At 37.1% G+C, this 25,329-nt stretch carries 20 protein-coding genes; 4 read left to right on the forward strand and 16 right to left on the reverse strand.

Going from position 1 to position 25,329, the window contains the following annotated elements:
- Positions 1-850: 850 nt before the first annotated feature.
- A complete protein-coding gene (locus AN944_RS10155; protein ID WP_055024501.1) occupies positions 851-2,044 on the forward strand; it encodes an amino acid aminotransferase in 1,194 nt (397 codons plus the stop codon).
- A 141-nt stretch (positions 2,045-2,185) separates the two neighbouring features.
- Here AN944_RS10155 and yvcK read toward each other — a convergent pair whose 3' ends face one another.
- Positions 2,186-3,082, reverse strand: a complete 897-nt coding sequence (gene yvcK / locus AN944_RS10160) for a uridine diphosphate-N-acetylglucosamine-binding protein YvcK (RefSeq protein WP_144430170.1) — start codon at positions 3,080-3,082, stop codon at positions 2,186-2,188.
- 173 nt (positions 3,083-3,255) lie between these two features.
- Between yvcK and AN944_RS10165 the strand changes: the two genes are divergently transcribed.
- Both AN944_RS10165 and AN944_RS10170 read left to right on the forward strand, forming a co-directional pair.
- Positions 3,256-4,062, forward strand: coding sequence for a glucosaminidase domain-containing protein (locus tag AN944_RS10165; RefSeq protein WP_055024502.1), 807 nt, complete (start codon positions 3,256-3,258; stop codon positions 4,060-4,062).
- Complete coding sequence (locus AN944_RS10170; protein WP_055024503.1) at positions 4,063-4,698, forward strand: DUF2987 domain-containing protein; 636 nt, start codon at positions 4,063-4,065, stop codon at positions 4,696-4,698.
- Between the two features lie 77 nt (positions 4,699-4,775).
- Here AN944_RS10170 and ttcA read toward each other — a convergent pair whose 3' ends face one another.
- The 11 genes from ttcA to ccoN all read right to left on the reverse strand — a co-directional run bounded on the left by ttcA (position 4,776) and on the right by ccoN (position 14,752).
- Complete coding sequence (ttcA, locus tag AN944_RS10175; RefSeq protein WP_055024504.1) at positions 4,776-5,714, reverse strand: tRNA 2-thiocytidine(32) synthetase TtcA; 939 nt, start codon at positions 5,712-5,714, stop codon at positions 4,776-4,778.
- A 69-nt stretch (positions 5,715-5,783) separates the two neighbouring features.
- Complete coding sequence (gene uspE, locus AN944_RS10180) at positions 5,784-6,713, reverse strand: universal stress protein UspE (protein WP_055024505.1); 930 nt, start codon at positions 6,711-6,713, stop codon at positions 5,784-5,786.
- 81 nt (positions 6,714-6,794) lie between these two features.
- Positions 6,795-7,547 (reverse strand): electron transport transcriptional regulator EtrA, encoded by a 753-nt coding sequence (etrA, locus tag AN944_RS10185; RefSeq protein WP_055024506.1) that lies wholly within the window; start codon positions 7,545-7,547, stop codon positions 6,795-6,797.
- A 55-nt stretch (positions 7,548-7,602) separates the two neighbouring features.
- The gene (locus tag AN944_RS10190; RefSeq protein WP_055024507.1) at positions 7,603-8,292 is read right to left on the reverse strand and encodes a sulfite exporter TauE/SafE family protein; all 690 of its coding nucleotides are present in this window, start codon (positions 8,290-8,292) and stop codon (positions 7,603-7,605) included.
- On the reverse strand, positions 8,285-8,548 hold the full coding sequence (gene ccoS / locus AN944_RS21865; RefSeq protein ID WP_055024508.1) for a cbb3-type cytochrome oxidase assembly protein CcoS: 264 nt from the start codon (positions 8,546-8,548) through the stop codon (positions 8,285-8,287). The genes AN944_RS10190 and ccoS overlap by 8 nt, the downstream gene beginning before the upstream one ends.
- Positions 8,545-10,938 (reverse strand): heavy metal translocating P-type ATPase, encoded by a 2,394-nt coding sequence (locus AN944_RS10200; protein ID WP_055024509.1) that lies wholly within the window; start codon positions 10,936-10,938, stop codon positions 8,545-8,547. Before AN944_RS10200 ends, ccoS begins: the two co-directional genes overlap by 4 nt.
- 5 nt (positions 10,939-10,943) lie before the next feature.
- The gene (locus tag AN944_RS10205) at positions 10,944-11,423 is read right to left on the reverse strand and encodes a FixH family protein (RefSeq protein WP_055024510.1); all 480 of its coding nucleotides are present in this window, start codon (positions 11,421-11,423) and stop codon (positions 10,944-10,946) included.
- A 114-nt stretch (positions 11,424-11,537) separates the two neighbouring features.
- The gene (ccoP, locus tag AN944_RS10210; protein WP_055024511.1) at positions 11,538-12,506 is read right to left on the reverse strand and encodes a cytochrome-c oxidase, cbb3-type subunit III; all 969 of its coding nucleotides are present in this window, start codon (positions 12,504-12,506) and stop codon (positions 11,538-11,540) included.
- Entirely contained in the window at positions 12,506-12,682 is a 177-nt protein-coding gene (locus tag AN944_RS10215; RefSeq protein ID WP_055024512.1) for a cbb3-type cytochrome c oxidase subunit 3, read from the reverse strand. The genes ccoP and AN944_RS10215 overlap by 1 nt, the downstream gene beginning before the upstream one ends.
- A gap of 10 nt (positions 12,683-12,692) precedes the next feature.
- Complete coding sequence (gene ccoO, locus AN944_RS10220; RefSeq protein ID WP_055024513.1) at positions 12,693-13,307, reverse strand: cytochrome-c oxidase, cbb3-type subunit II; 615 nt, start codon at positions 13,305-13,307, stop codon at positions 12,693-12,695.
- An 11-nt stretch (positions 13,308-13,318) separates the two neighbouring features.
- Positions 13,319-14,752: a cytochrome-c oxidase, cbb3-type subunit I gene (ccoN, locus tag AN944_RS10225; RefSeq protein ID WP_055024514.1), complete on the reverse strand. Its 1,434-nt coding sequence runs from the start codon at positions 14,750-14,752 to the stop codon at positions 13,319-13,321.
- Positions 14,753-15,023: 271 nt separating this feature from the next.
- On the opposite strand from ccoN, the gene AN944_RS10230 reads away from it, so the two are divergent.
- Positions 15,024-15,476, forward strand: a complete 453-nt coding sequence (locus AN944_RS10230) for a hypothetical protein (RefSeq protein ID WP_119969270.1) — start codon at positions 15,024-15,026, stop codon at positions 15,474-15,476.
- Between the two features lie 1,156 nt (positions 15,477-16,632).
- Here the strand turns inward: AN944_RS10230 and AN944_RS10240 are convergent.
- The 4 genes from AN944_RS10240 to AN944_RS10255 all read right to left on the reverse strand — a co-directional run bounded on the left by AN944_RS10240 (position 16,633) and on the right by AN944_RS10255 (position 25,168).
- Positions 16,633-17,916, reverse strand: coding sequence for a site-specific integrase (locus AN944_RS10240; protein WP_055024517.1), 1,284 nt, complete (start codon positions 17,914-17,916; stop codon positions 16,633-16,635).
- A 114-nt stretch (positions 17,917-18,030) separates the two neighbouring features.
- Positions 18,031-19,116: a PleD family two-component system response regulator gene (locus AN944_RS10245; protein WP_055024518.1), complete on the reverse strand. Its 1,086-nt coding sequence runs from the start codon at positions 19,114-19,116 to the stop codon at positions 18,031-18,033.
- Between the two features lie 53 nt (positions 19,117-19,169).
- Entirely contained in the window at positions 19,170-23,957 is a 4,788-nt protein-coding gene (locus AN944_RS10250; protein WP_055024519.1) for a PAS domain S-box protein, read from the reverse strand.
- On the reverse strand, positions 23,954-25,168 hold the full coding sequence (locus tag AN944_RS10255; RefSeq protein ID WP_055024520.1) for an EAL domain-containing protein: 1,215 nt from the start codon (positions 25,166-25,168) through the stop codon (positions 23,954-23,956). The genes AN944_RS10250 and AN944_RS10255 overlap by 4 nt, the downstream gene beginning before the upstream one ends.
- Positions 25,169-25,329 lie beyond the last annotated feature (161 nt).

Genomic DNA, 25,329 nt, shown 5'->3' on the forward strand with positions numbered 1-25,329 from the left:
CCCGAGTGGTGGAATCGGTAGACACAAGGGATTTAAAATCCCTCGCTTAATAGGCGTGCCAGTTCAAGTCTGGCCTCGGGTACCATTATAAGAAAGCCTCGACATAAGTCGGGGCTTTTTTGTGCCAGTAATTCGAGGAAAGATAAATCCCTCGTCGTTTTAAGATAAGGCGTGCCAGTTCAAGTCTGGCCTCGGGTACCATTATAAGAAAGCCTCGACATTAGTCGGGGCCTTTTTGTATCAAAAATTTGTAACTTGCTTCTTGGGGAAAAGATAAAACCTCTCGTCCTTTTAAGATAAGCTTGCCAGTTTAAGTATGGCCTCGGCTGCCTTCTTTGCATACGACTTAGTATTAAGGCGTACGTGTAATTCTAGCTTTTGGAGATTCAAATCCTTCTAGGTTTAAAGTAACAAATGCATATGTAGATAATTGTTCATCATACGAGTTAAAAGGAGGAAACTTGATAGGTTCAAGATTGTTGCGAAGTTAGTGAATGCAGGAGCAGAAGGGTAGCATTAAATGAAATACAGTGTGAGTAAACATCAATATAAGAACTCATTATAGTTAGCAGAAAACGATTCTACCCGCATCTTCAAAACACGTACGATAGCGAAATTGCAAACTCTCCATGTCTCACATGAATGTCTATTTAATATGTGATATCTACTGAAGTTTTCTAAGAGAACAGAATCTTTATTGTATTTTATTTATTTTATACTGATAAAAAATGATAAATCCTTAAAGTGTGAACAATTTCTGATTAGTTGATTAAATGTCACTATTTCCAATGCCAATACAATGGTATAAATACTAAAAATTGTGGTTCACTTTATAAGTAGGAAAGAAGTAATGATATTTTCTCAAATCCCTCAAGCTCCAGCAGATCCCATTTTAGGTTTAACAGACGCATTTAAAAAAGATCCACGTGCCGATAAAGTTAATCTTGGTGTTGGTATTTATAAAGATGAAGCCGGACAAACCCCGGTACTCAAAACAGTTAAAAAAGCTGAAGCCATTTTATTAGACGCTGAGAAAACAAAAAACTATCTTGGAATTGAAGGTGTAGAGCTATACAACACAGCAGTTCAAACATTATTATTTGGTGCTAAAAGTGACATTATTAATGCGAAACGTGCATATACAGCTCAAGCACCAGGAGGAACGGGTTCATTACGTGTAGCCGCTGAATTTTTAGTTCGTAACACTGATTCAAAAACATTATGGGTCAGTAATCCTACCTGGGCAAACCATCAAAATATTTTCCAAACAGCTGGTTTAACAATAAAAGAGTACGGTTATTACAAAGCAGAAACCCACGACATGGATTTCGATGCAATGATGACTGATTTACAAGCTGCTCAACCAGGTGATCTTATTTTGCTTCATGGTTGCTGTCATAACCCTACAGGGATTGATTTAAGTTCATCTCAATGGGAGACAGTAGGTCAATTGTGTGTTGACAAAGAATTAGTCCCTTTATTTGATTTTGCCTACCAGGGCTTTGGCGCTGGTATCGAAGAAGATGCGCTAGGCTTACGGATTGTTGCTACTAAAGTGCCTGAACTATTAGTCGCTAACTCTTTCTCTAAAAACTTTGGTTTATATAACGAACGTATTGGTGCTATTACTGTCGTTGCTGCAAATGAAGAAACAGCACAAAAAAGTTTTAGTCAGATTAAAAAAACAATTCGTGCTACTTATTCTAATCCTCCTGCGCACGGTGGTTTAATTGTAAGTACCATACTTTCTGATGAGACTTTACGCCAAGAGTGGGAAGTAGAGTTGGCTGAAATGCGCCAACGTATTGCAGAAATGCGAGTTCTATTTGTAGAAACGTTAAAAAGCGAAGGTGTGAAGCAAGACTTTAGCTTTATCTCTCGTCAAAATGGTATGTTTAGCTTTTCAGGTTTAAGCAAAGAACAAGTTAATCGTTTAAAAGATGAATTCGGAGTTTATATTGTTGGCTCAGGACGCATCAGTGTTGCGGGTATGACCAAACAAAATATTCCTGTAATTTGTAAAGCAATAGCTCAGGTTTTATAAGTACATTAAGCTATTTTTAGTTTAGAGATTGTTTTTCTTGTAAGTTAAACTAGTTGAGCAAAACAGTCTTAAATTATTAGCTAAAAATGCAAAAGCCCTTAGACATTGTTTAAGGGCTTTTCTATAACTTTAAACATTACATTATGCTTTCTGGCTAACGACCGTTGCTATCGCTTCTGCTAATGCTTCTTTGTGATGCAAACCTAAATGATGGTCACTGACTAAAGGGAAATAACTTACTAATTCACCTATATCAATAGCATCAGAGTTTCTAATAATTTTATTAATTCTATTTGTCGATACTGATTGATTGATCCATTCTATTTTGTCATCCAATGTTAAAGACGATGCACACGAAGGCTCTGACGTTAAATTGTCGATTAGAATCACTTTTGCAGATGAGTCTTTAATCGCATTAGCAATACTTGGGATAAGTAAGGGTGGCATTACACTCGTAAAAAAACTGCCTGGCGCAATGATGATAATGTCAGCTTTATTGATTGCTTGTAGTGCTTCACAAGTTGCAGCAACGTTAGGAGCTAAAGTCAGTTGACTTGGTATCTCTTTCATATCGTCAACATTCATTTCACCAAAAACGGTTTCACCTTGCGCATTAAGCGCACTTAGGTGAGTTGGTGATTCAGACATAGGAATGACACGAGTTTCAATTTTTAAAATGGTTCTAATTAGTTTGATTGCTTCAAGAGGGCGAACACATAGCTGCTCTAGTGCATATAAAATAATATTCCCGAGATTATGACCGTTTAACTCATTATCTCCATTAAATCGATGATCAAACAGCATTGTGCCAATGGCTGGCCTATGTGCAAGTTGCGAAAGGCAGTTTCTTAAATCGCCCCATGCAATGGTTGTTTCATCTTGTCGGATCCGCCCGGTTGAACCACCATTATCGGTAGTCGTTACAATACCTGTTAACTTAGGACCAAGGAAAGAGAGTGAAGATAACACTCGACCTAAGCCATGTCCTCCTCCAATAGCCACGATACTATCGACACTATTTAATTCATGTTTCATCATATTGATTCCTTTCATACAGTAATGATGATTTTTTAAGCTATTGTACTGATTGATTTATTTAAGCTATCACAAGATGCTAAAATAGAATCATCATTAATATTAGCATAAATACTTCGCTGCTATTAATCTTGTTTCTCGGTATAATTAACCAAATTATTTTTTAAGGATTTTTTTTGAGAACCGGTAGAATTGGAAAGTTTACCCTTGGTTTAGGGTTTGTAATCATCAGCATAATGCTAATCAGAGTGTGGTTAGTTCCTACAATTGAGAACATTCTGGTTGAAACACCTGAGATCGAACAAAATCAAGTCGATGAGGAAACTGTACCTGACTTTACAGCAATCGCAGATATACCTACCAAAAAGTCTGCCTTTTTCGATTATATGTCTCCAGCGGTTAACCATCAAAATGCGCTGATAGAAAAAGAACGAAATTTTCTGAAGGTGGTTTTAGCAAACCTTGCTAACGAGCAGCCATTAACTAACGCAGAGATTTTTAATTTAGAAAAATTAACTCAAAAATATAAATATACAGTTAAAAAGTTTGATCTCGTTACATTAACTCCTTTATTAGAGCGAGTTGATACAGTACCTGCAAGAATGGTACTTATCCAAGCCGCCAATGAAACCGGTTGGGGAAGTTCTCGTTTCGCCAAAGAAGGTAATAATTATTTTGGCCAGTGGTGCTTTTCAAAAGGCTGTGGATTAGTTCCTTTATCTAGAAAAGCAGGGATGAATCATGAGGTTGCCTCATTTGAAACGCCTGAGGACTCCATTGCTGCATACATGCTAAATTTAAACACTAATTCAGCATATCGATTATTACGTTCTATTCGAGCGGATCTTCGAAGCCAAGGAAAAGAGCCAGCAGCGGAAGATCTCGTTTACGGATTATTACACTACTCAGAAAGAAAAGATGCCTATATAGACGAGCTATTAGAAATGCTTCGTCACAACAAAGCTTATTTAGCAGGATTATAAATGAAAAAAATAAGAAAATTAGCTTCTTGTTTAGTGCTATTTTTATTATCACCAGCAGTTTTAGCAGATTCAGTATCAATTCCTTATGCAGGGTTTTACGAACGGCTCAAGCAAGTTAACAAAAATAACTACCAGCTAGTTGAAGTTGTATTTAGTGTCCCAAGAAATGAAAATTGTAAAATTATCTCAGGGAATATCACCACTGAGAAACATCAATACCCATTAACTTATGACAAACAGCAGCGTCTTTACTTACCCTTTGATGCCCAATTGAAATCAGATAGAGGCTTAATTAATTTGCAAGTATCAGGTGACGCGAGTCAATGTGGTGTTGCCATGCAAGTAAGAGCCAAGAAAGTACAATCTGTTTATAATCAAGACGAATTAGTTGCTGTAAAAAATGACATGGATGCCTTGCTTGATGGTCAACAAGGATTTCCTATGAAATATTTTCGTAAACCGATTACTGGATTAACGTTTTCATTTGCATCAACTGACTTACCGGTAGAGGCGAACATAGATGGTAAAGTCAGCATTGTTAGCGATAAATTACAGCTTACCTCAGCAGAAATTGAAACTGTAAAGCAGCTGTCTTTTTCAAAACAGCCAATAATTTTAAGCCCATACGTAAATTAACAGTTTGCGTTTGAATCAAGCAAAGACAAAAAAGCCCTCATTCAAGGGCTTTTTATTGTGGGACGTAATGTATGTTTTTACGGTTTATAAGTCGTTACAATATCAATCTTAGCTGCTTCATCTAGATTAATGTGACCATTATTGGTCGTATCTAAAAAATCAAAAGCGGGTAAATCTGATTCAGCGACATCACCTGAAAGTGGCGCATCTGCATCACGTTGTAGTGATAAGAAATCAAACACATTTCTATCAACGCCTTGAGAAGGAGAAGTATTTTGCATAGCTGTAAATATGGTTTCAATACGTCCAGGGTAATTTCTGTCCCACTGGTTAAGCATATCTTTAACTGCACCACGTTTAAGATTTTCTTGAGAACCGCATAAGTTACATGGAATGATAGGGAATTGTTTTAATTCCGCATATTCAGCAATGTCTTTTTCTTTACAGTAGGCTAATGGGCGTATAACCATGTTAGCGCCGTCATCAGATAATAACTTTGGCGGCATAGCTTTCATTTTTCCACCAAAAAACATATTCAAAAATAATGTTTCGATAATATCGTCGCGGTGATGACCCAAAGCTATCTTAGTCGCTCCTATTTTTTGTGCAAACCCATAAAGTGTGCCACGGCGTAAACGAGAACATAATGAGCAGGTCGTTTTACCTTCAGGGATTTTATCTTTTACGATTGAATAGGTATCTTTTTCTAAAATGTGGTACGCGACATCAAGAGTATCAAGATAAGCTGGCAAGATATCTTCAGGGAAACCAGGCTGTTTCTGATCTAAATTAACCGCAACAATATCGAACTTAATTGGCGCTCGTTTTTGAAGGTTTAATAAGATATCTAGCATTGCATAACTGTCTTTACCGCCAGACAGACAACACATTACTACGTCACCATGTTCGATCATTTGGTAATCGCCGATGGCACGTCCAACTTCATGACGTAATTTTTTTTGTAATTTAGATTGGCGGTCCGCCAATTGTTTTTCTTGTTGTTGCAATTCAGACATTAAAAAGCGCCCAGTAACTATCGTTTCAGGGCGCGTATTATTCCAGCATTCTGGCTTATGGTAAAGCCTTTAGTCTTCGAGAGGTGATTTATAACCGTCAGGTTTAACAGCGAGTAAATCACAATTAATGCTATCAATCACATGTTCAGCTGTATTACCAATCAGTGCTGCCGAAAAACCAGTACGACCAACGGTGCCTAAAATAACCAGCTCAGCATCTAATTGTTGTGAAAGTTCAGGTATTACGTCTTCTGGTAAACCTTCTTCAACGTGGCAATTTTCAAGCGGAATATTAAAGCTATTGGCTAAATATTGAATGCGTTGCTCGTGCTGCATTCTAACGGTATCGTTATAACTAACTGCATCAAACTCTGGTAACTCAATAGCTAAATTGACTGGAGTACCGGGGTATCCATTAACTAAGTGAATTTGTGCAGAGAACTTAGCTGCTAGGTTAAGTGCGTTTTCAATGATTTTTGTGTTTAATGTAGAATGTTCTTCATCTTCAGTTGCTACATTCACTGCACATAAAATCTTACCAGCAACTGGCCAATCATGTTCTTTGACCATTAAAACTGGGATAGGCGCTTTACGTAATAAATGCCAATCCGTAGGAGTGAAGATAATTGATTTTAGCTTGTCATGTTCATGAGTGCTTTTAACAAGTAAATCATAATTTTGTTCTATGGCAAATTTAATAACGCTTTCAAAAGGGCGGTTATGCCAAACAACTTTGGTGTCAATATTTAAGCCTGTTTGGGCATACGGAGTAATAGCTTCAGCTAACCAACTTTCTCTTTGATCTATCACACCTTGACGCATGGCTTCTCTTTCTTGACTAGAAAGAATAGAAGTCATTTCATAAGAAAAATCAAATATCGTAAGGAAAGCAGTAATAGTGGCATTGGATTTGGAAGCTAGTTCAACGGCTCGAGCCAATGCAGGTTGATGGTCGGTCATTGGGTTAATGACAACTAATATCTTATTATAATCCTTCATAAAACCTCCAAGCTGTTTTATATCACTATCACTGTTATTGCGTTTTAAGTCGTTGCGTCAGATCATAAAACGGAAAATTTATTAGGTGGCAATCCGTGCATTACCAGCAAGTTGACTTAATGCGACATGATCAATAATTGTAATGTATTTACCTTTAACCTCAATTAAGCCAGACTTTTGAAAACGGCCTAACAAACGGCTGATTGTTTCGACAGTTAATCCTAAATAATTACCAATATCACCACGTGTCATGGTTAATCTAAACTCATGTGGTGAGAAGCCGCGGCTACCAAATCGATTAGCTAGGTTGTTAATAAAGGCTGCTAAACGTTCTTCTGCATTCTTCTTAGAAAGTAATAAAATCATTTCCTGATCGCCCATAATTTCATTACTCATTAGGCGCATGATTTGCTGTCTTAACTTTGGCATCGTGCCAGATAAAGTATCGAGCGTTTCAAAAGGGATTTCACATACCATTGCAGTTTCAAGGGCTTGTGCGAAACTTTGATGAGTTTGAGAATGAATACCGTCAAATCCAATAACATCACCTGCAAGGTGAAAGCCAGTAATTTGTTCATCACCTTGTTCAGTGATAGTGAAACTTTTAATTGTGCCTGAACGGATTGCAAAAAGAGATTTAAGAGGATCACCAGATTTGAAAATTTGATCGCCTTTTTGAACGGGCTTTTTACGCTCAATAATCTCATCGAGCTTATCTAGCTCGTTGTTATCTAGCGTAAAAGGAATACAAAGCGACTCCATACTGCAATCATGACAATGAATGGCACAACCACCTGTTGATGCGCGAAGTTGTTTTGTTTGATCTGTAGGCATATATATTCTCAATTAATTACTACATCACCATGTTAAACTAATAACATTACTTGAGCTAGTTTAGCTGCATGATTGCGATATAAATAGTCTGTAATCCAAATACTACAATAAGGATCCCACTTAAGCGCCTTACGTTCTTCTTTTGAACCCAAGTCGATAATGTTTTTGCAGCAACGCCGGCACTTAATAAAGCAGGTAGGGTACCCGCACCGAATGCCAACATAATTAATGCACCAGTTAAAGCATCCCCAGACGCCACTGACCAAGTTAATGTGCTATAAACTAAGCCACAGGGAAGCCATCCCCAAATCATGCCAGCAATAACAGCTTGATATCGACTCTTAATTGGCAATAATCTATTAGCTATTGGCTTAAGCGCACGCCATAACCCTTGGCCGAGCTTTTCTATCTGTACAATGCCAAACCAAAACTGAGCGATATACAAACCTGTTGCTATCATCATAATGCCAGCAAATAATCGTAGAGCGATCAAATAACTGTCAACATCAAACATGTAGCCTAAAGCTGCAGTACTGGCACCAGCTAACGCTCCAGCTAATCCATAACTTATAATTCGACCTGCATTGTAGCTAATTAAAAAGCTTAACTGGTTTGCGAGTCTATTACCGTTAGTATTAGGTAAATTACTCGCAAAGGCACCAATTAAGCCACCACACATGCCGAAACAATGCGCAGCTCCCATTAGCCCTACTAAAAATGCTCCCCAAATATTGTACTCAATCACCTTGTGTAGACTCGGTTGCTTTTGTTGATTTTATCACTGTTGTAGGTTCAGATGCTGAATCAGTTTCTTGATGACTATTTTGTTGTTCGGTGTTTTTCTTAATTGTTTGAGTTACATTGTCTTCATCAAATAAAATTGAAACACTTTGTCTATCGAGATCATCAAACTGTTCAGATTTTACAGCCCAAAAAAAAACGGCGACAGCGACGGCAACAAATAACATTGCTATTGGAATTAATACATAAATGATGCTCATGGTTTTATCCTTAGCAAACGAAGGCTATTTGAAACAACAATAATAGAGCTTAATGACATCCCTAAAGCAGCAATATAGGGAACAACATGACCAGTTACCGCAAGCGGTAAAATAATTATATTATAGGCAAACGCCCAAATTAAATTTTGCTTTATGATTTGATTAGTTTTTTTAGCCACGGTTATTGCTTGGCTAAATTTAGATAATTGGTCGCCAAGAAGAATGACATCTGCGCTATTTTTAGCAATAGCACTACCACTTCCCATTGCAACAGATAAGTTTGCCCCAGCAAGAACCGGGGCGTCATTGATTCCATCACCAAACATGGCGACGTTTTGCTTTTGTTGTAACTTGTTGACTAAGTCCAGTTTATCTTTTGGACTTAATCCCGCAAAGCTGTTTTTAATGTTAAGTTCTTTCGCAATAGCTAATACATGCTCTGAAGTATCACCACTCGCAATACTGACGTCTATATTTACGCTAATTAATCCATTCACAGCGGTATAACTGTTTTCTCTTATCGCATCTTGGAGAACAAAACATGCACATATTAATTCATCTACTGATAGCCAGAGTAGTTGGCCGTGACATAAACTTGCATCAACGCCAACGAATTGTGCGTTGCCTAACTTTACGGTTGAATCATTAATAACAGCAGAAAGCCCCAAACCAACATGGTTAGTAATATTTTGAGCTGTAATCCCATCAAGCTCGATATTTGCGAATGCTTTGGCAATTGGGTGCAATGAACCGACTTCCATTGCTGCTGCATAGCGGCTAGCAGTTAACTCATCTATGTTATCGGTGACGACAATATGGTTAATTGACACTGAACCACAAGTTAATGTTCCAGTTTTATCAAAAACAACATGTTCAATTAAAGGAAGTTTTTCAAATACACCAGGTTTACGAATGATTATCCCAAGTTTAGTCAAAATCGCTGTCGAACATGTTATTGCTGTTGGTGTTGCTAAGGCTAGGGCGCAAGGACATGTAGCGACCAACACTGACAACATGACCCAAAATGCATCATCTGGTGATATAAAATGCCAAAAAACATAGGTTAAAGCAGCAATAGCAATAATTGCTGTTGAAAAGTAACTTGCGGATTTATCGACCATTAACGCAATTTTAGGCTTGTTGTTTGATGCAATTTCTTGTAACCGAATTATTTCAGCAACTAGCTGGTCTTGACCCAGTGCCGTAACAGTAATTGTGATGGGCTGGTCGATATTGATAGTGCCAGCAAACACACAGTCATCAGTGGCTTTTAAGACAGGCTGTTGCTCTCCCGTTAGCATCGCTTCATTGAGGCCGGACTTACCAGAAATAATGACGCCATCTGCAGCTACAACATCGCCAGGTTTAACCAGTATTTTATCGCCAATATTGAGCCTTTTAGCAGGTATCTCTTCAATACTTTCAGTACCATTTTCATCGACGGTAATTCGGTGCGCTGTTAGCGGTATGAGTTTATGTAAATTACTCGAACTTTCTGATGCTGTCTGCTTGGCTTTTTGTTCAAAGTATCTTCCAAGTAACAAAAAGAAAGTGAACATAGAAACTGATTCAAAATAGACTTCACCTGTTCCATTAATAGTTGCAATACAACTCGCAATATAAGCACCAATAATGGCAATCGAAACAGATAAATCCATGTTGACTCGAGCGCCAAGTAAACTTCTTACTGCACTAAAATAAAAAGGTTGAGCTGAGTAAAACACAACGGGAGCGGCTAATGTCATACTGACCCAGCGAAAATAATCTCGCATTTCAGTATCGTAGGTTACAAAATAATCTGAATAAAGTGCCAGTGCAAACATCATGACCTGCATCGTCGCAAAGCCAGCGAGACCCAGTCTTAACAGGAACTTTTTTCCCTCTTTCTTACTTTGTTTTTCTTGTTCATCAATTTGATACGGAGCAGCTTGGTAACCGATACGACTTATCTCAGCGAGGATTTCACTGAGTTTGACGCATTGATTATCCCATGAGACTAAAGCACGTTGGGTGGTGGAGTTTACCGAGATACTGATGATGCCATTGAGTTGCTTTAATTTATGTTCAATTAACCAAGCACAAGCTGCACATGTAATACCGTCTATTGACAAAGATAGGGTACTATTGTTTTCGACCGCATGAACCAAATCCTGCTGAATTTCAGGCAAATCATACGCTGAATATTGTAATAATTCAGTTGGAACCAAGGCCGTTTGACGACTTCCTGGTTCGCTTCGATACTGATAATAACTGCTTAAACCTGAATCAATAATCGCTTGAGAAACAGCCTGACAACCTGGGCAACACATCTGACGTGGCTGATTGTCGATAACCGTTGTAAACTCGTCTTTTGTGATTACGGGCTCGTTGCAATGAAAACAATTCTGCATTTAAATTAGTTCAACCAATATTCAACATCGTCTGTAATTTCAATTCGTTGCTGAATTCTCCAACTTGCATCGAAGCCTTCTAGTCGAACATTCCACGGTCCAGATATAGCATTAGATAAACCAATTCGGTAATTACCTTCGCCATCAGCTGTAGCATTGATATTAAAATCTTTTTCTTCAATAGTGGGGTGGATAAAGCTTACTTTAAGTGCTGCTGTATATGCTGGTCCGCCATGTTGAGAAATTTTTAATTCGTGATCATCAACTTCAACCAAGTATTGCATACCAAGATTTTTGGCTTGCTTTATTTTACGCAAATCCATATTGATGGCTTTGCCTTCTTTGTAATAATCATCTGAAACTAGCGAATCTGCATTGTCGATGGCAATGCTCATTGCAACCATACTTTTAAGTACAACTACAAGTAAAAGTACGATGATGAACCATGGCCAAAAATGCTTATACCAAGGGAGAGGGGCAGACATAAAACGGTCCTAAAAATAAGAATTATTATGTGATTATTTTAACTCGAAAAGCCTTAATAATCACTTAAAAAAAAGGCTTCGTTTTCACGAAGCCTTTATGTTATCAAGCTGTAACTATTTGTTTGATAAGCTATAAACGTAAGCAGAAATCACATGGACTTTTTCTTCGCCTAGAATATCATTCCATGCAGGCATTACACCTGAACGGCCATTAGCAATAGATTGCATAACTTGTAAACGGCTGCTTCCATATAACCAAGCATCGTCAGTTAAGTTTGGTGCACCCATAAACTTATTACCAGTTCCATCCATACCGTGACAGGCAAAACAACCTTTCATGAATGATGCCTGACCTTGCGCAGCAAGTGTGGCGTCATGATCACGGCCAGAAAGTTTGAAGACATATTCGGCTAAACCTTGAATTTCGCTGTCTTCAATTGGTAATCCACCTTTAGGCGGCATCATACCGTTACGTCCGTTCATAATAGATGTTTTGATCGTAGCTAACTCACCACCGTATAACCAATTATTATCAGTTAAGTTAGGGAAGCCAATGCTACCTCTAGCATCAGAGCCATGACACTGAGCACAGTTTTGCAGGAATAAACGTCCACCAACCTTTAGTGCTTCTTCATCTTTAACTAACTCTTCTAAAGGAGTCGCTAAGTATGCAGCAAAGATAGGGCCGTATTTTTCATCTGCAGCGGCAACTTCACGGTCGTATTGTGAAAGACGGTTTTCACTTTTAGCAAGTTCAACAGCCTTTTTTGAATCAACTTTAATACCTTCTTCATAACCAACACTTTGATTAGAGCTTGTCCAACCAAATAACCCCTGGTAACTACCAAGACCAGGATATAAAGCCAAGTAAATTAAGCCAAATACAATACTGATGTAGAACATATAAGCCCACCACTTAGGGAGTGGGTTATTGAGTTCTTCAATACCATCAAACTTATGCCCCATTGATTCACCTTCTTCAATACCTGTTTTGTTCTTTGAACAAGCACGAAGAAGTAAGAAACAACCTGCAATAACTAACAGTGTTGGGAAAATAATCCAAACATTCCAAAAGATACTCATTACTTATTATCTCCTGAATGTTGAGTTTGTTTTGCAATTTCTTCTTCTGAAAAAATTAAGTTTGCGGCTTCATCAAAGCCAGCTTTACTTTTTGAGCTATAGGCCCAGTAAAATATGCCGGCAAAAACGACCATAACAATAATGGTTAGAATGCCTTGTAACGTTCCATAATCCATAATTGCCTCCTTATTTAAGCGCGTGGCCTAAAGACTGAAGATAAGCGATTAACGCTTCTAATTCAGTTTTGCCTTCAACAGCCGCTTGTGCGCCAGCAATTTCTTCTTCGGTATACAAATTATGATCCGGGTGGAAATTACTTAAGATTTGCATCTTATTACCAGTGAGTTTGCCATCTAGTCGGTTGTCAGCTAACCATGGGTAAGCTGGCATATTTGACTGTGGTACAACATCACGTGGATTGATTAAATGCACTTCATGCCATTTGTCACTGTAACGTCCACCAACACGAGCTAAATCTGGACCTGTTCGTTTAGAACCCCATTGGAACGGGTGATCCCATACAGATTCGCCAGCTACAGAGTAGTGACCATAACGTTCAGTTTCAGCACGTAAAGGGCGGATCATTTGACTGTGACAGTTATAGCAGCCTTCACGAACATAAATGTCGCGACCTTCAATTTCTAATGCATTATACGGCTTTAACCCTTCAACTGGTTCAGTCGTATCTTTAGCAAATAAAAGCGGAGTAATCTGTACCAAACCACCAAAACTGATAGCAATAACGGTAAAGATACCTAGCAGACCGATGTTTTTCTCGATTATTTCATGATTAAATTTCATCGTTCTGCTCCTTATGCTTTTTCTTCAGCTAATGCTGGTAAAGAATCTTTAGGGGCATTCACTGTACGCATAACGTTGTACGCCATAATGAACATACCAGTTAAGAAGAACACACCACCAATAAAGCGTACAAAGTAGAATGGGTAAGAGGCTTCTAAACTCTCAACGAAACTATAAGTTAATGTTCCATCAGAGTTAACAGCACGCCACATAAGACCTTGCATAACACCAGAAATCCACATTGCTACGATGTATAACACAGTACCAATTGTTGCTAACCAGAAATGAACATTAACAAGGTTAGTGCTGTACATACGGCCGTGACCGAACAATACCGGGATAAGGTGATATAAAGAACCAATAGACACCATCGCAACCCAGCCTAACGCACCTGAATGCACGTGACCTACAGTCCAGTCTGTGTAATGGGAAAGGGCGTTTACAGTTTTAATTGCCATCATTGGTCCTTCGAAGGTAGACATACCATAGAAAGATAATGAAACAACTAAGAAACGTAACACAGGATCGGTACGTAGTTTATGCCAAGCGCCTGATAAGGTCATAATACCGTTGATCATGCCACCCCAAGAAGGAGCGAATAAAATCAGCGACATCACCATGCCTAACGTTTGTGTCCAATCAGGTAAAGCTGTGTAATGTAAGTGGTGAGGACCTGCCCAAATATACAGTGCAATCAATGCCCAGAAGTGAACAATAGACAGTCTGTATGAGTAAACAGGACGTCCAGCTTGCTTAGGAACAAAGTAATACATCATACCCAAGAAACCAGCAGTCAGTAGGAAACCTACCGCATTATGGCCATACCACCATTGCACCATGGCATCGACTGCGCCAGAGTACATAGAATACGATTTGAATAAGCTGACAGGTACTGCCATTGAATTCACAATGTGAAGTACTGCTACCGTGATAATGAAAGCACCAAAGAACCAGTTTGCAACATAAATGTGCGACGTCGTTCGTTTAATGATTGTGCCAAAGAACACTACTGCATATGCTACCCACACAACGGTGATTGCAATATCAATAGGCCACTCAAGTTCTGCATATTCTTTACCAGAGGTAAAACCCATTGGTAGCGTGATTGCAGCTGAGAGAATAATGGCTTGCCATCCCCAGAATGTAAATGCAGCTAATTTAGGTGCAAATAAACGGGTTTGACAGGTGCGTTGTACGATATAGTAGGATGTTGCGAATAGGGCTGAAGTACCAAACGCGAAAATCACGGCATTCGTATGAAGCGGTCTAAGACGACTATACGTTAACCATGGTGTTTCGAAGTTTAGTTGAGGCCAGATTAACTGGGCCGCAATCAATACACCTACTGCCATACCAACGATTCCCCACAAAACAGTGGTTAATGCAAATTGGCGAACAATAGTGTAGTTGTAATCAGCGCCTGTAGGCTGGGAATGATTCATCATAATGCTTCCACGGCTTATTACTTTTACTTTTAATTATAGTAAAGACGGTGCTTTACCTGTTCAGGTGACACTTGACGAAAAAACAAACTGTTTTGAAGTTGGTTTTTACCGCTATGTCAAGGTATTACCTCATGTTTTTAATATCTATCACGAGGCAATGCAATGATACTTGAGCTGCGTCAAAAAAGATACTCACTGGCCATGAGTAAACTTGATCCAGATCAATTTCCTAAAGATAATGTTATCAAAATGAGTCATGAGGTTATTATTTGTGCAGTTTTTAACAAAAGCCGTTTTCTTGTTATTTTTTATTACTAATTTAGTGGGATGCGATTCACAAACGCATGCAGAACATAAAGTCATACAATCGATCGATAAGACTTTATGTCAGTTTCATCGTGAAGTTTGTAATCAAGATGTTAATGATCTCGTAGTGGGGCTTATGATTAACCCGGTTTTTGCGCCAAGTGAAAAACCATTACAGATTAAATTACACTTTTCTGCGCCTGTTTCAGATGTTCAGATGCGAATTGAAGGGCGAGATATGTTTATGGGAGTCATCCCTGTTAATCTTCAATCTGTTGATGAAGTTAATTACACTGGCACTGGTATTTATGGTTCATGCAGCAGTGATTACATGGTATGGCGAGCATTTGTCAGCTATTCATATCAAGGTCAAACTCAATCTACTTGGTTTGACTTCTTAGCCGACAACTCCGGTTAATGTGTTTGTTGTTAGCTTGACTTATATAGGAGGGATTATTTCAATCTGTAGTTAAAAAAGAATAAACGCTATTGATAATCATTATCATTAAGCTATAATTAGTCTAGGTTCAATTAGAGATTAACATTATGGCTAATTTAAACATATCTATCCCATTAGAAAAAATGGCTCTACTTATTCAAAGCGGACATTTATGTGTAGCAGACTTTAAAAGTTTGGATCAACAAACAAAACAAAAGCTATGGCAACTGTGTTTATTATCATGCAAAAAAAGGGTTAATTGTACTAACGCCAGTCAATTTATGGATCTGATTGAACAAGAAAGTCAGCTTGAAACTGACAGGATTGACATAGCCGACCTTACTTGAGTTTAAGCGTGTTAGAGCTAATTAAGCTTAAAGGATTCGTTTATTCAATAGTTTACTTAGTTTCGTTGTTCAGGTTGGTATCAAGAAATCTCCTAACAATAGATTAGCAATAATTCTGTAATTGAAGAGTATTTCTGGCTTATAACTTTCATTTTATTAGCTATGCATACCTGGCAATAGCTTTGACTTCTGAGTTGTCTTTTAATCTGCAGGCTATTCTTCAAATATGAATACCGGCCATAAAATATCTGAAGGTGGCATAACTGTGTTCAAGACAACAGCGATTGAATATACGCGCTGCTTTAGCTAAAACAATCAATCATGAATGTCTCCAATGAGATGCTTCATGAGATCACATTTACATCTCACGAGTATTATTTAAAGTCATTATTTATAAAGTCACAATTAAAGTCACAATTAAAGTCACAATCTGACGAAGTTCTAACAAGACCAATGATTGTCTCAAGAACGAATCATTGTCTTTGGAAAACAACTGAATGAAAAACTCGATATCTGTCATAGGCAAGTCAATCTAAAGATATAAACATTAAAGACTGCAAACACTCATTCAACAAACAATCACACACGACTTCGCACAATGTATATTATGTTAAATAAGATAATTATCAATATACATACTCAATCTAACTACGTAACCGAACTCACTACCTTTAGCCCGTATCCTTACCCATTTCTGTAAAATTGATGAATTAACACGCGTCGCTGTGTAAATTCTATGGGTATTGCCCTTGATTACCTTTTCAGATTTTACGTAGCGACGCGATAAATTAGATGTGATCTAGCGGTTTGTTTGCTGCACTTTGGTGTCTTTCTATTTGTGTGGTGTGTAAATACTGGGATGTGGTATCAATGCTTTCATGACCCGCATCAGCTTGAACGTGCGACAATGGCCTTTGGTTTATATTAATATCATGTGTTATCCCAGTATGGCGGATATTATGCGCAGTTAGTTTTCTCATTAATAAGCTATCTTGTTCAAACCCATCTTCAAGTGCTTTATCTGCAGCCAGGCCAATGATTTTATCCAGCTCGTCTCGAATTTGTCTTATGCCTAGGTTCGCGCTAATTTGTCCAGCTTCTCGACCATGTGCTGCCGCTTTATGCCTAGTAAACAATGGATGTTGTTCAGTGATACTTGGTAAGTCTGTTAACCCTAAGTAAGCTCGGTATTGAGTTAAACTTTTTAATAAACTTTTTGAAACGGCAATATTTCTGGCTTTGCCACTTTTAGAAAATGGCACATGGAAGTACCAAGTTTGAGTATGACTGTCTTGTCTAAATTGCGACATCATTGGTGAATAACCAGCTCTGGCACTGATTTCTGATATACGTAAATAACAGCAATACATCAGATTAATGAGAAACAAGCTACGTTGATGTTTTTCAGGTTCGTGTTCAGCCATATTGTTTACGGTACTGACAACATAAGACCATTGTAACTTCGTGAATGCATGATTGTTATCATCTTCATTCTTTACATATTTATGATTAATCGCAAAACGGCTATGCTTAAGCCATAGTTGAGCTGGGTTTCTTTCTGTGTATTCTTCACTATTTAAATATCCATAAAATGAAGAAAGAATAGCGATTTTTGTTTTAAGTGCATTGTCACTCAATACATAAGGTTGTTTTTCACCGTACTGTTTTTTGCCAACAAATGGGCGCCATTGCGCATTTGGCACTCGTTCATCCAATGTTTCATCTTGCTTAAATTGGGCAACATTGAAGTAGCCAATAAGCTGCTCAGGTGGTTTTTCACAATAACTAATATAACGACTGATATCTTTTCTAGTGAGATGAATTGGTGATAATGAGGCTACATCAAAACACCAGTGTAGAAATGTAGTGAGTTCGCTACGATAGGTTTTATAGTTATTTTCTGATTGTCTTTGTTCAAACAACCAATCTGAACAGTGCTCAATAATTAAACCAGCATCATGGACTTTGGTTAAGGAAACCTGAGTAATATACTGATTAACATAACTATTTCCAGTTAATATAAATTCAGATTTATCAAACAACGGATATACAGGGGGAAATTCTTGCGACATAGTTCATCTGCAATATAAGCTCAATAAGGCGTTGATTATAACAAGTTTATTCCCGTATGATTAATGCCGATAACGTTATTTATCGGCATTAAAATACCTGAAATTAAATGATGATTAGATTACAGCGAGTACTTTTTTCAACAAGGTTTCCGCATTGGTTGGTTTCACAATGTAATCTATAGCGCCAAGTTCTCTGCATTCAATAAAACTTTCTTTATCTGAATTACTTGTCAGCATAATAACTGGCAGTTTATCGAGTATGTTCATTTTGTTCATCGTTTTTAAGGTATCTATGCCATTTAGAACCGGCATGTCAATATCGAGCAATACTAGTTCAGGTTTGCAGTTTTTTAGTTTATTGATGGCCTCTGCTCCATTAGTGGCGACTTCTACATCAAACCCTTTTGGTTTTAAAATCGTGGTAATGATTTTTAACATCACATTCTGATCATCAACCACAAGAACTAACGGCATTTTCTTTTTAAAACTTGATGTAGCGCCCTTCACTTTGCTGCCTATCTCTTTGAAATAGCTTTGGTTATGTGCCTTGAAATTTTCAACTTTAGGTTTTATTTTTGATACATGGCCATTCATTGTTTCAATTGAATCAGTAGGTTCAAGGCTACAGAGGTTATCGATCTCAGCGATGAGCTCATTTAACAATTCATGTTGAATCCCCTTCTCATCGCTGATTGAAGTTTCAACTTCATGCAATTGTATAGAGACGTTTTGTAATTTATTAATAATCGTTTTTTTGTCTTCTTCGTATAAGTGCACTTTATCCTGACTTGTAAGCAAATCGCACATCTGGGCTATTGAAAGTCGAATTCGGTTCATATCATATATTGGTTTAAACGTTTCGTAACTGTAGAACCGCCCTTTTGAACACTCAAAATATGCTGCTTCACGATGCTCTCGACAGCAAATTAACAAAGACAAATGCTCCTTATTGAATAAATTTTTTGAATCGTTCAGTTTTTCAATAATTTCATTAAATTCTACCGCCTCTTTCGGCTCTTCAAATGCATAAATGAACAGCAAAGGTCGTGTCTTATCTTCGGTAAATTTTATAAATTGGTCTTGGTTTGTGTTTATTTCGCAATACAATATCTTTTGATACTTATTCCTAAGTATCTCTTGTATCACTTTTTTTATCTCTATAGATTGATAAAAAACAACGACATTTACCAAATTGTCCATAGGTTGTCCTTCTTATATGAGTTATCGACCATGTCGTTTAACACAAGGCGCAGTTATACAACTTCTCTTTGTTTTAATATTTGATTAATTGCGCTGAGTTCTTTATCTATTTTAGGATACTTACTTTCAATACCATCAAAGTCAGTGTTATTTTTTTCTATCCATTTAAAAATATCACTCAACTCAATCGCGCCACTAGAAACTGATGCGCCTTTCGCTGCATGACTTTTACTGCGAATGATTTCTGAGTTTCTTTCGGCGCAATGTTGTTTTAATGCTTCATAGTCTTCATTCACGCTAGTCCAAAACATGGCTAAAATTTCATTAGTGATACTTTCATCATCTGTTCCAATGACCGCTTTTAATTTTTCAAAATCAATTGAATTATTGTGTTGCTCAACACCATTTGTCATTGAGTAAGAAACACTTTCGGGCTGTTGGTGAATACCAGTAAGCGGTAAATATTGAACTAGCTTTTCTTGAAGAAGATCTATTTCTATTGGTTTAGCTAAATAGTCATCCATACCTGCTTCTAAACAGTTTTCTGATTCGCCCACCATTGCGTTTGCTGTTACTGCAATGATGGTTATTGGTGAACAATTTTGTTTTAACTCTTGCTCTCTAATGGTTCTAGTCAATTCAAGACCGTCCATATTTGGCATATGACAATCAGTAAGTAATAAATTGAATCGACCAGACTGCCATTTTTCAAGAGCTTCAACACCATCATTTGACATTTCATATGCATAACCCAGGCTTTCTAATTGTTTACCTAGTACGAGGCGATTTGTTGGCTGGTCTTCCGCAACCAATATTAAGCTATTAGTTTGTTCTGCTTCTTCAATCGTTTGCGTAATGACTTTCTCAAACGATTGACTGTTTTCAGTTGACCAATCTAATGCAGGGCTTTCAAGGCCGCACAATACCGCCATTCCGAATATAAACTCTGTGGGTTTGTAAGGATGAGCGGCACAAACATAAGTATAAGGATCTAAATGTCCCTTTGTTGCAATAGGATCATCATTAAGAATAAGTGTTTTAATTGACTGACTTATTTCAGTAAAAGATACACTATTGTTATCGGTAATCAGTAAAGCATTAGAGGTATCCTGAGCTAGACTTTCAAGTTCATCGAACTCAACACTTGATACTCGATTACAACACAATTGATTTAGAATCATCAAACACGCATGTTTACGTTCTTCATTACTTATCGATACTAAAACATTGAACTTTTTAAAATCAAATTGTGAAAAAGCGCCGTTATCAAGTTGCGTTAGCTTTTCTATTAAGGGCAAAGTGACCTTAAAGTTACTTCCCTTACCTACTTCACTTTCAATTTCAATGTTTCCATTCATTAGTTCAATAAATGACTTAGTAATACTTAGCCCCAAACCCGTTCCGCCAAATTTACGCGTCGTTGAGGTATCAGCCTGTGTAAATGGAACAAATAAGGTTTCTTGTTGAGACTGTGATATCCCAACACCGTTATCTATGACTTCTAAAATAAGATTCTCATTAGTTAATTGAGTCCTGATAACCACTACACCTTTTGAATTAAGGCTTTTCGAAAACTTAACAGCATTGCCCGTTAGATTTAAAATAATTTGTCTTAACCTAACTGAATCAAATAACAATTCTTTCGGTATTGATAAATCTGGGTAAATATAAATTTCCACATTATTGTTTGAAGCATTAATCCAAAGGCTATCGATAGTTTTTTCTAAAATAGACAGTACGTTACATGGATTTATATCTAACTCTATTTGTCCAGATTCAATTTTAGAAAAATCCAAAATATCATTAATAATATCTAACAGTGAAAAAGACGAATCACGAATAGTCGTGGCCATTCGTTTTTGGTCTGCATTTAATGGCGTATTTTTGAGCAGATCAATCATACCAATAACACCATTCATCGGTGTTCTAATTTCGTGGCTCATGGTTGCTAAGAAACGAGATTTAGCTTTACTCGCCTGACGCGCTGACTCTGTTTCTTTTTCTAATTTTTGTTGTACTTGTTTTTCATGGGTCAGATCGACATTAATACCGTACATCGTCACAGGTAGATTATTTTCATCCAGTGATAAGTTTGCAGCACACTGCAGCCAATGAATGGTTTTGTCTTTTCGATTTATGATTCTAAATTCGGTCTTTAATGATGTTATGTTAGAAATTGCATCGCTGACTTCTTGTTCGGCCTGTTCTACGTCATCAGGGTGCACATTATCTCGCCAATCCTTGTATTCAATACTCTTACCGTCTTCAACTCCGTATAAGCGGTACATTCTTGAATCCCAATTTAACTGACCTGTTTTTATATCAAATGACCAATTACAAACGCCGCCAGCTTCTGATGCTAAATTTAAACCACTCAATAATTTATCACGTTCAGAATTTGCACGATGTAGCTCTTCTGCAGACTGTTGTCGTTCAGTTATATCTTCTACTACAGCAATAAAGAATTTTGGTTCGTTACTGTCTGCATCTCTTACTAATGACACAGATAAATTAGCCCAGAAAAAAGAACCATCATTTCTTATATAACGTTTGTCGGTATTAAAATACGTTATTTCATCTGCTAATAACTGCTTAATGTATTGATAAGATTGCTCTAAATCATCTTTATAAGTCACGTCTTTGATACTTTTACTAAGCAGTGTATCTTCGTCATAACCTAATATTTCGCACATTTTGGTATTAACTTCGACAAACTTAGTATCTACCCCAATCCGACCGATACCAACGGCTGCTTGGTTAAATGCCGTTCTATAAATCAATTCTTGTTCATACAATTTTGTTTGTAATGCTAATTCTCTTTGCTTAATTTGTTCTTGGAATGAAATATCTCTGATTATGGCGACATACATAGCTTTAGCATCTAATGTTGTTTCGCCAACTGACATTTCAATTGGTATCTGGTGCCCAGCTTTATGGAGCCCAAACAGTTTTTTAGGTTCGCCAATGTAATCTTTTATCCATGAGTTGAATGGAATATTGTTTGCTTGTTCCAATTGTGTTGGCTGTAAACCTGCTAATAGTATATTAATGTTTTTATCGAGTAAGTCGTTACGGTTTCGGCCGAATATTAATTCTAAAGAGCGATTAGCATCTTGAATAATACCGTTTTGATTTAATACGATTGTACCGTCTAGCGCCGCATCAAAAACGGCTCTTAATCTATCTGCAGAATTTTTCGACTCTTTAGTTCGCTCTTCAAGTATTAATGACATTTCTGTCATCGTTTCTTCTTCTTTTCTTTTGTCTTCGGTTATGTCATTTTGTACGCCAATAAAATGAGTTAACTCCTTGTTTTTATTATATACAGGGCCTATAGACAAATTATTAATAAAGGTCTCACCCGTTTTGGTGTAATTAGTAATAACAACATTGCATGAGACTCCTTTATTAATAGCATGTGCCAGATGTTTAACCTTGTCTTTTTCTGTTTTAGCCCCTTGTAAAAAACGGCAGTTTTTACCCAAAACCTCTTCGGGTCTATAGCCAGTAATTTGGGTAAAAGCTCGATTAATAAAGATGATAGGTTGATCAGGTAAACGCACATCTGAAACGACAATACCTGTGGACGTAGAATTAATCGCACTACGTTGTAACTCGAGTAACTCTCGTTGTTCTACATTTTTATTAATTAGCTTTGTTCTTTCTATAAATTTACTTTCAAGCTCTTTTAACGCGACATGTAAATCTGCTGAAATATATTTACTATCAATACTAGTTGAAGAGTCTGTAGCTAAATCACTAACAAAATTAGAAAGTTCGTTCAAAGGATTCAATAAGTTCTTAAATACCGAATACATTAGTATGAAAAAGACAATAAATAAGAAAAATAAAAAGATACTGGCATTTTGTATCATCACAACCGATGCGGAAAAGGCCTCATCATGATCAATTCTGACGAGTGTGGACCAACCTATTCCTTGTAATTCATTGTAACCCTCAAAGTGATTATAAATTGTTATTTGCTGCTCATCATTTTGATCATAGGATGATATTTCAGTACCAGAAAAACCGGCTATTGCTCTATCTGCACCGATAACACCCTCTTTAACAAGGTTAATGTTGCTGATACGGTCAAAGTTACGTACATATTTTGATTGTTTAAAACCAATTGGATCATATTCAACTATCAATACACCTTTGGCATCAATTAAGGACAGTTCTACGTGATGAAGATCTTTTTCTGCAAGCTGGTTATAGATACTTTTAAATACTTCTTCTACCACATAAAAGTCGATGATATTGACCCAGATGCCTATCATTTCCCCTTCAGTGCTCAGTAAAGGTGTGCCAATAAGTAGATCAAATCTATTTTCATACTTATCAATAAAGCTTCGTTGTGGACCGAATAAATAAACTTGATTACTTCTATTATTTTTATGATTTTTAATGGCTTTAAACCATTGGGAATTAGCGATGGTAACTTGGTCTAAATTAGATGGCGGTATAGAAATTGATTTGTAATTCTCTGTGTTTTCGACAAGAATTTTACCTTGTAGATCAAGTACAGCAATTTTAGTCAATGTATTGCGACTTTTAGCTAGATTATTTAATTCTTGTTGGAACAGTTCCGATGTTAACTTTGTATTGAAACTCGTTTGATCAATCTCACCTAAGAATAACGGCAAAAACTCAGCATCTAGATAGCTTTGATAAAGGCTCTTTTCTATTAAGCTTGTGAGTAATTTTGCATCACGTTCATAGAAAGAAATAGTCTGCTCTTTTAACAAATTATTTATTGAAATTGAAAAGACCAATACACCCACAAACAAGATGCAAATAGATATAAAAAATATCGTTGGAATAGGCTTAGAAAGTTTCAAAGTTTTGATTCCTCTAACGAGTTTACCCCATAGCTCAAACCGCTTTCATTTATCTCATTAACAATGTCATGAGCGGCCAGCGGTTGACTAAAATAGAAACCTTGTGCAACTTTACATCCGAGCTTTATGATTAATTGCTTGGTTTCAAAATCTTCAACCCCCTCTGCCACGGCTAACAGATCCAAATCTTTTGCTAATGAAATACTACGTCTAAACAGGGCTTTAGACTTATCGTTGTTTAGTATGTCAGCAACGAAGCAACGATCTATTTTAAGTTCGTTAAAAGGCAACATGTGCAGTTGTTCAAGTGAAGCGAACCCTGTTCCAAAATCATCTATAGATAATTTAAACTTCATCATTCTAAGGCGCAGTAAAGCAACAATCATCACTGACGGATTAGAAGGAATCGCTGTTTCAGTTAATTCGCAGGTTATTGCGTCATTGTTTATGCCGTGTGTTGCCGCTGTTTGTTCAAGCCAATGTGGAATAGTCTCATCATCTAACAACTTGCCAGATAAATTAATCGATAAGTTTAGTTTTTTATATTCGGGTTTTAACATTGAAAAATACTGAAACGCATCATTGATAACGGCTTTAGTCAACGGCATGATTAAATCAGTTTCTTCGGCTTTATTAATAAACTGTGAAGGCAAGATAATTTGACCATTGTCTACAATTCTTGCTAATGCTTCAAAACCACATATTTCATTGGTCAATAGATTATATTGTGGTTGAAAAAACGCTTTTACATGTCCATTAACAATATAATCCTTGAGATCATGCTCGGTAATATCTGGCAATGGAGTTTGATACTGCTTCATGTTTATTGATGCTGCTTGCTTAATAAACGACTGAAGCATATCGGAGGTGATTGGTTTAGGGACAATACCTAGAATATTAAGGTGATAATGGGTTGCGAGTACTTTAGCAGAGTTAAGTAAGCTCTGATCTTCTCCACTAAATAATACTATTGGGGTAGCATACTGTAACTCAATAAGTCTTTGTAAAAGGTATAAGCCATCTTTCACTGGCATATTTAAATCACAAAATATCAGGTCGAAATGATTTGTTTTTATTAATTCGAAGGCCTCTAATCCATCAGCAGCTTCTGCAATAGTGTATTGACCTAATAGGCCAAGACTTTTCGAGAAAATTTTTCGGATGACAGCTTGGTCATCAACTATTAATACAGAGCGTATTTCCTTCGTCACCGTCCCTCCGTTATGCGAATATCCCTTTCTTAAATATGAGTATAGTCAGGAATATTAAAAACGGGTAGCTAACCAAAAGTATAAGTCCTTGTATCTGATGAATGTTATGCTTTGCTTATTCGTTTAAACGGCGAAGTGCTATTTTAGAAACAAAAAAGCCG

The organism is Shewanella sp. P1-14-1 (assembly GCF_001401775.1).
Lineage (GTDB): Bacteria > Pseudomonadota > Gammaproteobacteria > Enterobacterales > Shewanellaceae > Shewanella > Shewanella japonica.

Coding starts and splice junctions, on each gene's coding strand:
- AN944_RS10205 (WP_055024510.1), bottom strand. CDS start 11,423: ATGTCTGCCCCTCTCCCTTGGTATAAGCATTTTTGGCCATGGTTCATC.
- ccoP (WP_055024511.1), bottom strand. CDS start 12,506: ATGAGTATCTTTTGGAATGTTTGGATTATTTTCCCAACACTGTTAGTT.
- AN944_RS10200 (WP_055024509.1), bottom strand. CDS start 10,938: ATGCAGAATTGTTTTCATTGCAACGAGCCCGTAATCACAAAAGACGAG.
- ccoO (WP_055024513.1), bottom strand. CDS start 13,307: ATGAAATTTAATCATGAAATAATCGAGAAAAACATCGGTCTGCTAGGT.
- AN944_RS10240 (WP_055024517.1), bottom strand. CDS start 17,916: ATGTCGCAAGAATTTCCCCCTGTATATCCGTTGTTTGATAAATCTGAA.
- ccoS (WP_055024508.1), bottom strand. CDS start 8,548: ATGAGCATCATTTATGTATTAATTCCAATAGCAATGTTATTTGTTGCC.
- AN944_RS10155 (WP_055024501.1), top strand. CDS start 851: ATGATATTTTCTCAAATCCCTCAAGCTCCAGCAGATCCCATTTTAGGT.
- yvcK (WP_144430170.1), bottom strand. CDS start 3,082: ATGATGAAACATGAATTAAATAGTGTCGATAGTATCGTGGCTATTGGA.
- AN944_RS10245 (WP_055024518.1), bottom strand. CDS start 19,116: ATGGACAATTTGGTAAATGTCGTTGTTTTTTATCAATCTATAGAGATA.
- ccoN (WP_055024514.1), bottom strand. CDS start 14,752: ATGATGAATCATTCCCAGCCTACAGGCGCTGATTACAACTACACTATT.
- ttcA (WP_055024504.1), bottom strand. CDS start 5,714: ATGTCTGAATTGCAACAACAAGAAAAACAATTGGCGGACCGCCAATCT.
- AN944_RS10170 (WP_055024503.1), top strand. CDS start 4,063: ATGAAAAAAATAAGAAAATTAGCTTCTTGTTTAGTGCTATTTTTATTA.
- AN944_RS10215 (WP_055024512.1), bottom strand. CDS start 12,682: ATGGATTATGGAACGTTACAAGGCATTCTAACCATTATTGTTATGGTC.
- uspE (WP_055024505.1), bottom strand. CDS start 6,713: ATGAAGGATTATAATAAGATATTAGTTGTCATTAACCCAATGACCGAC.
- etrA (WP_055024506.1), bottom strand. CDS start 7,547: ATGCCTACAGATCAAACAAAACAACTTCGCGCATCAACAGGTGGTTGT.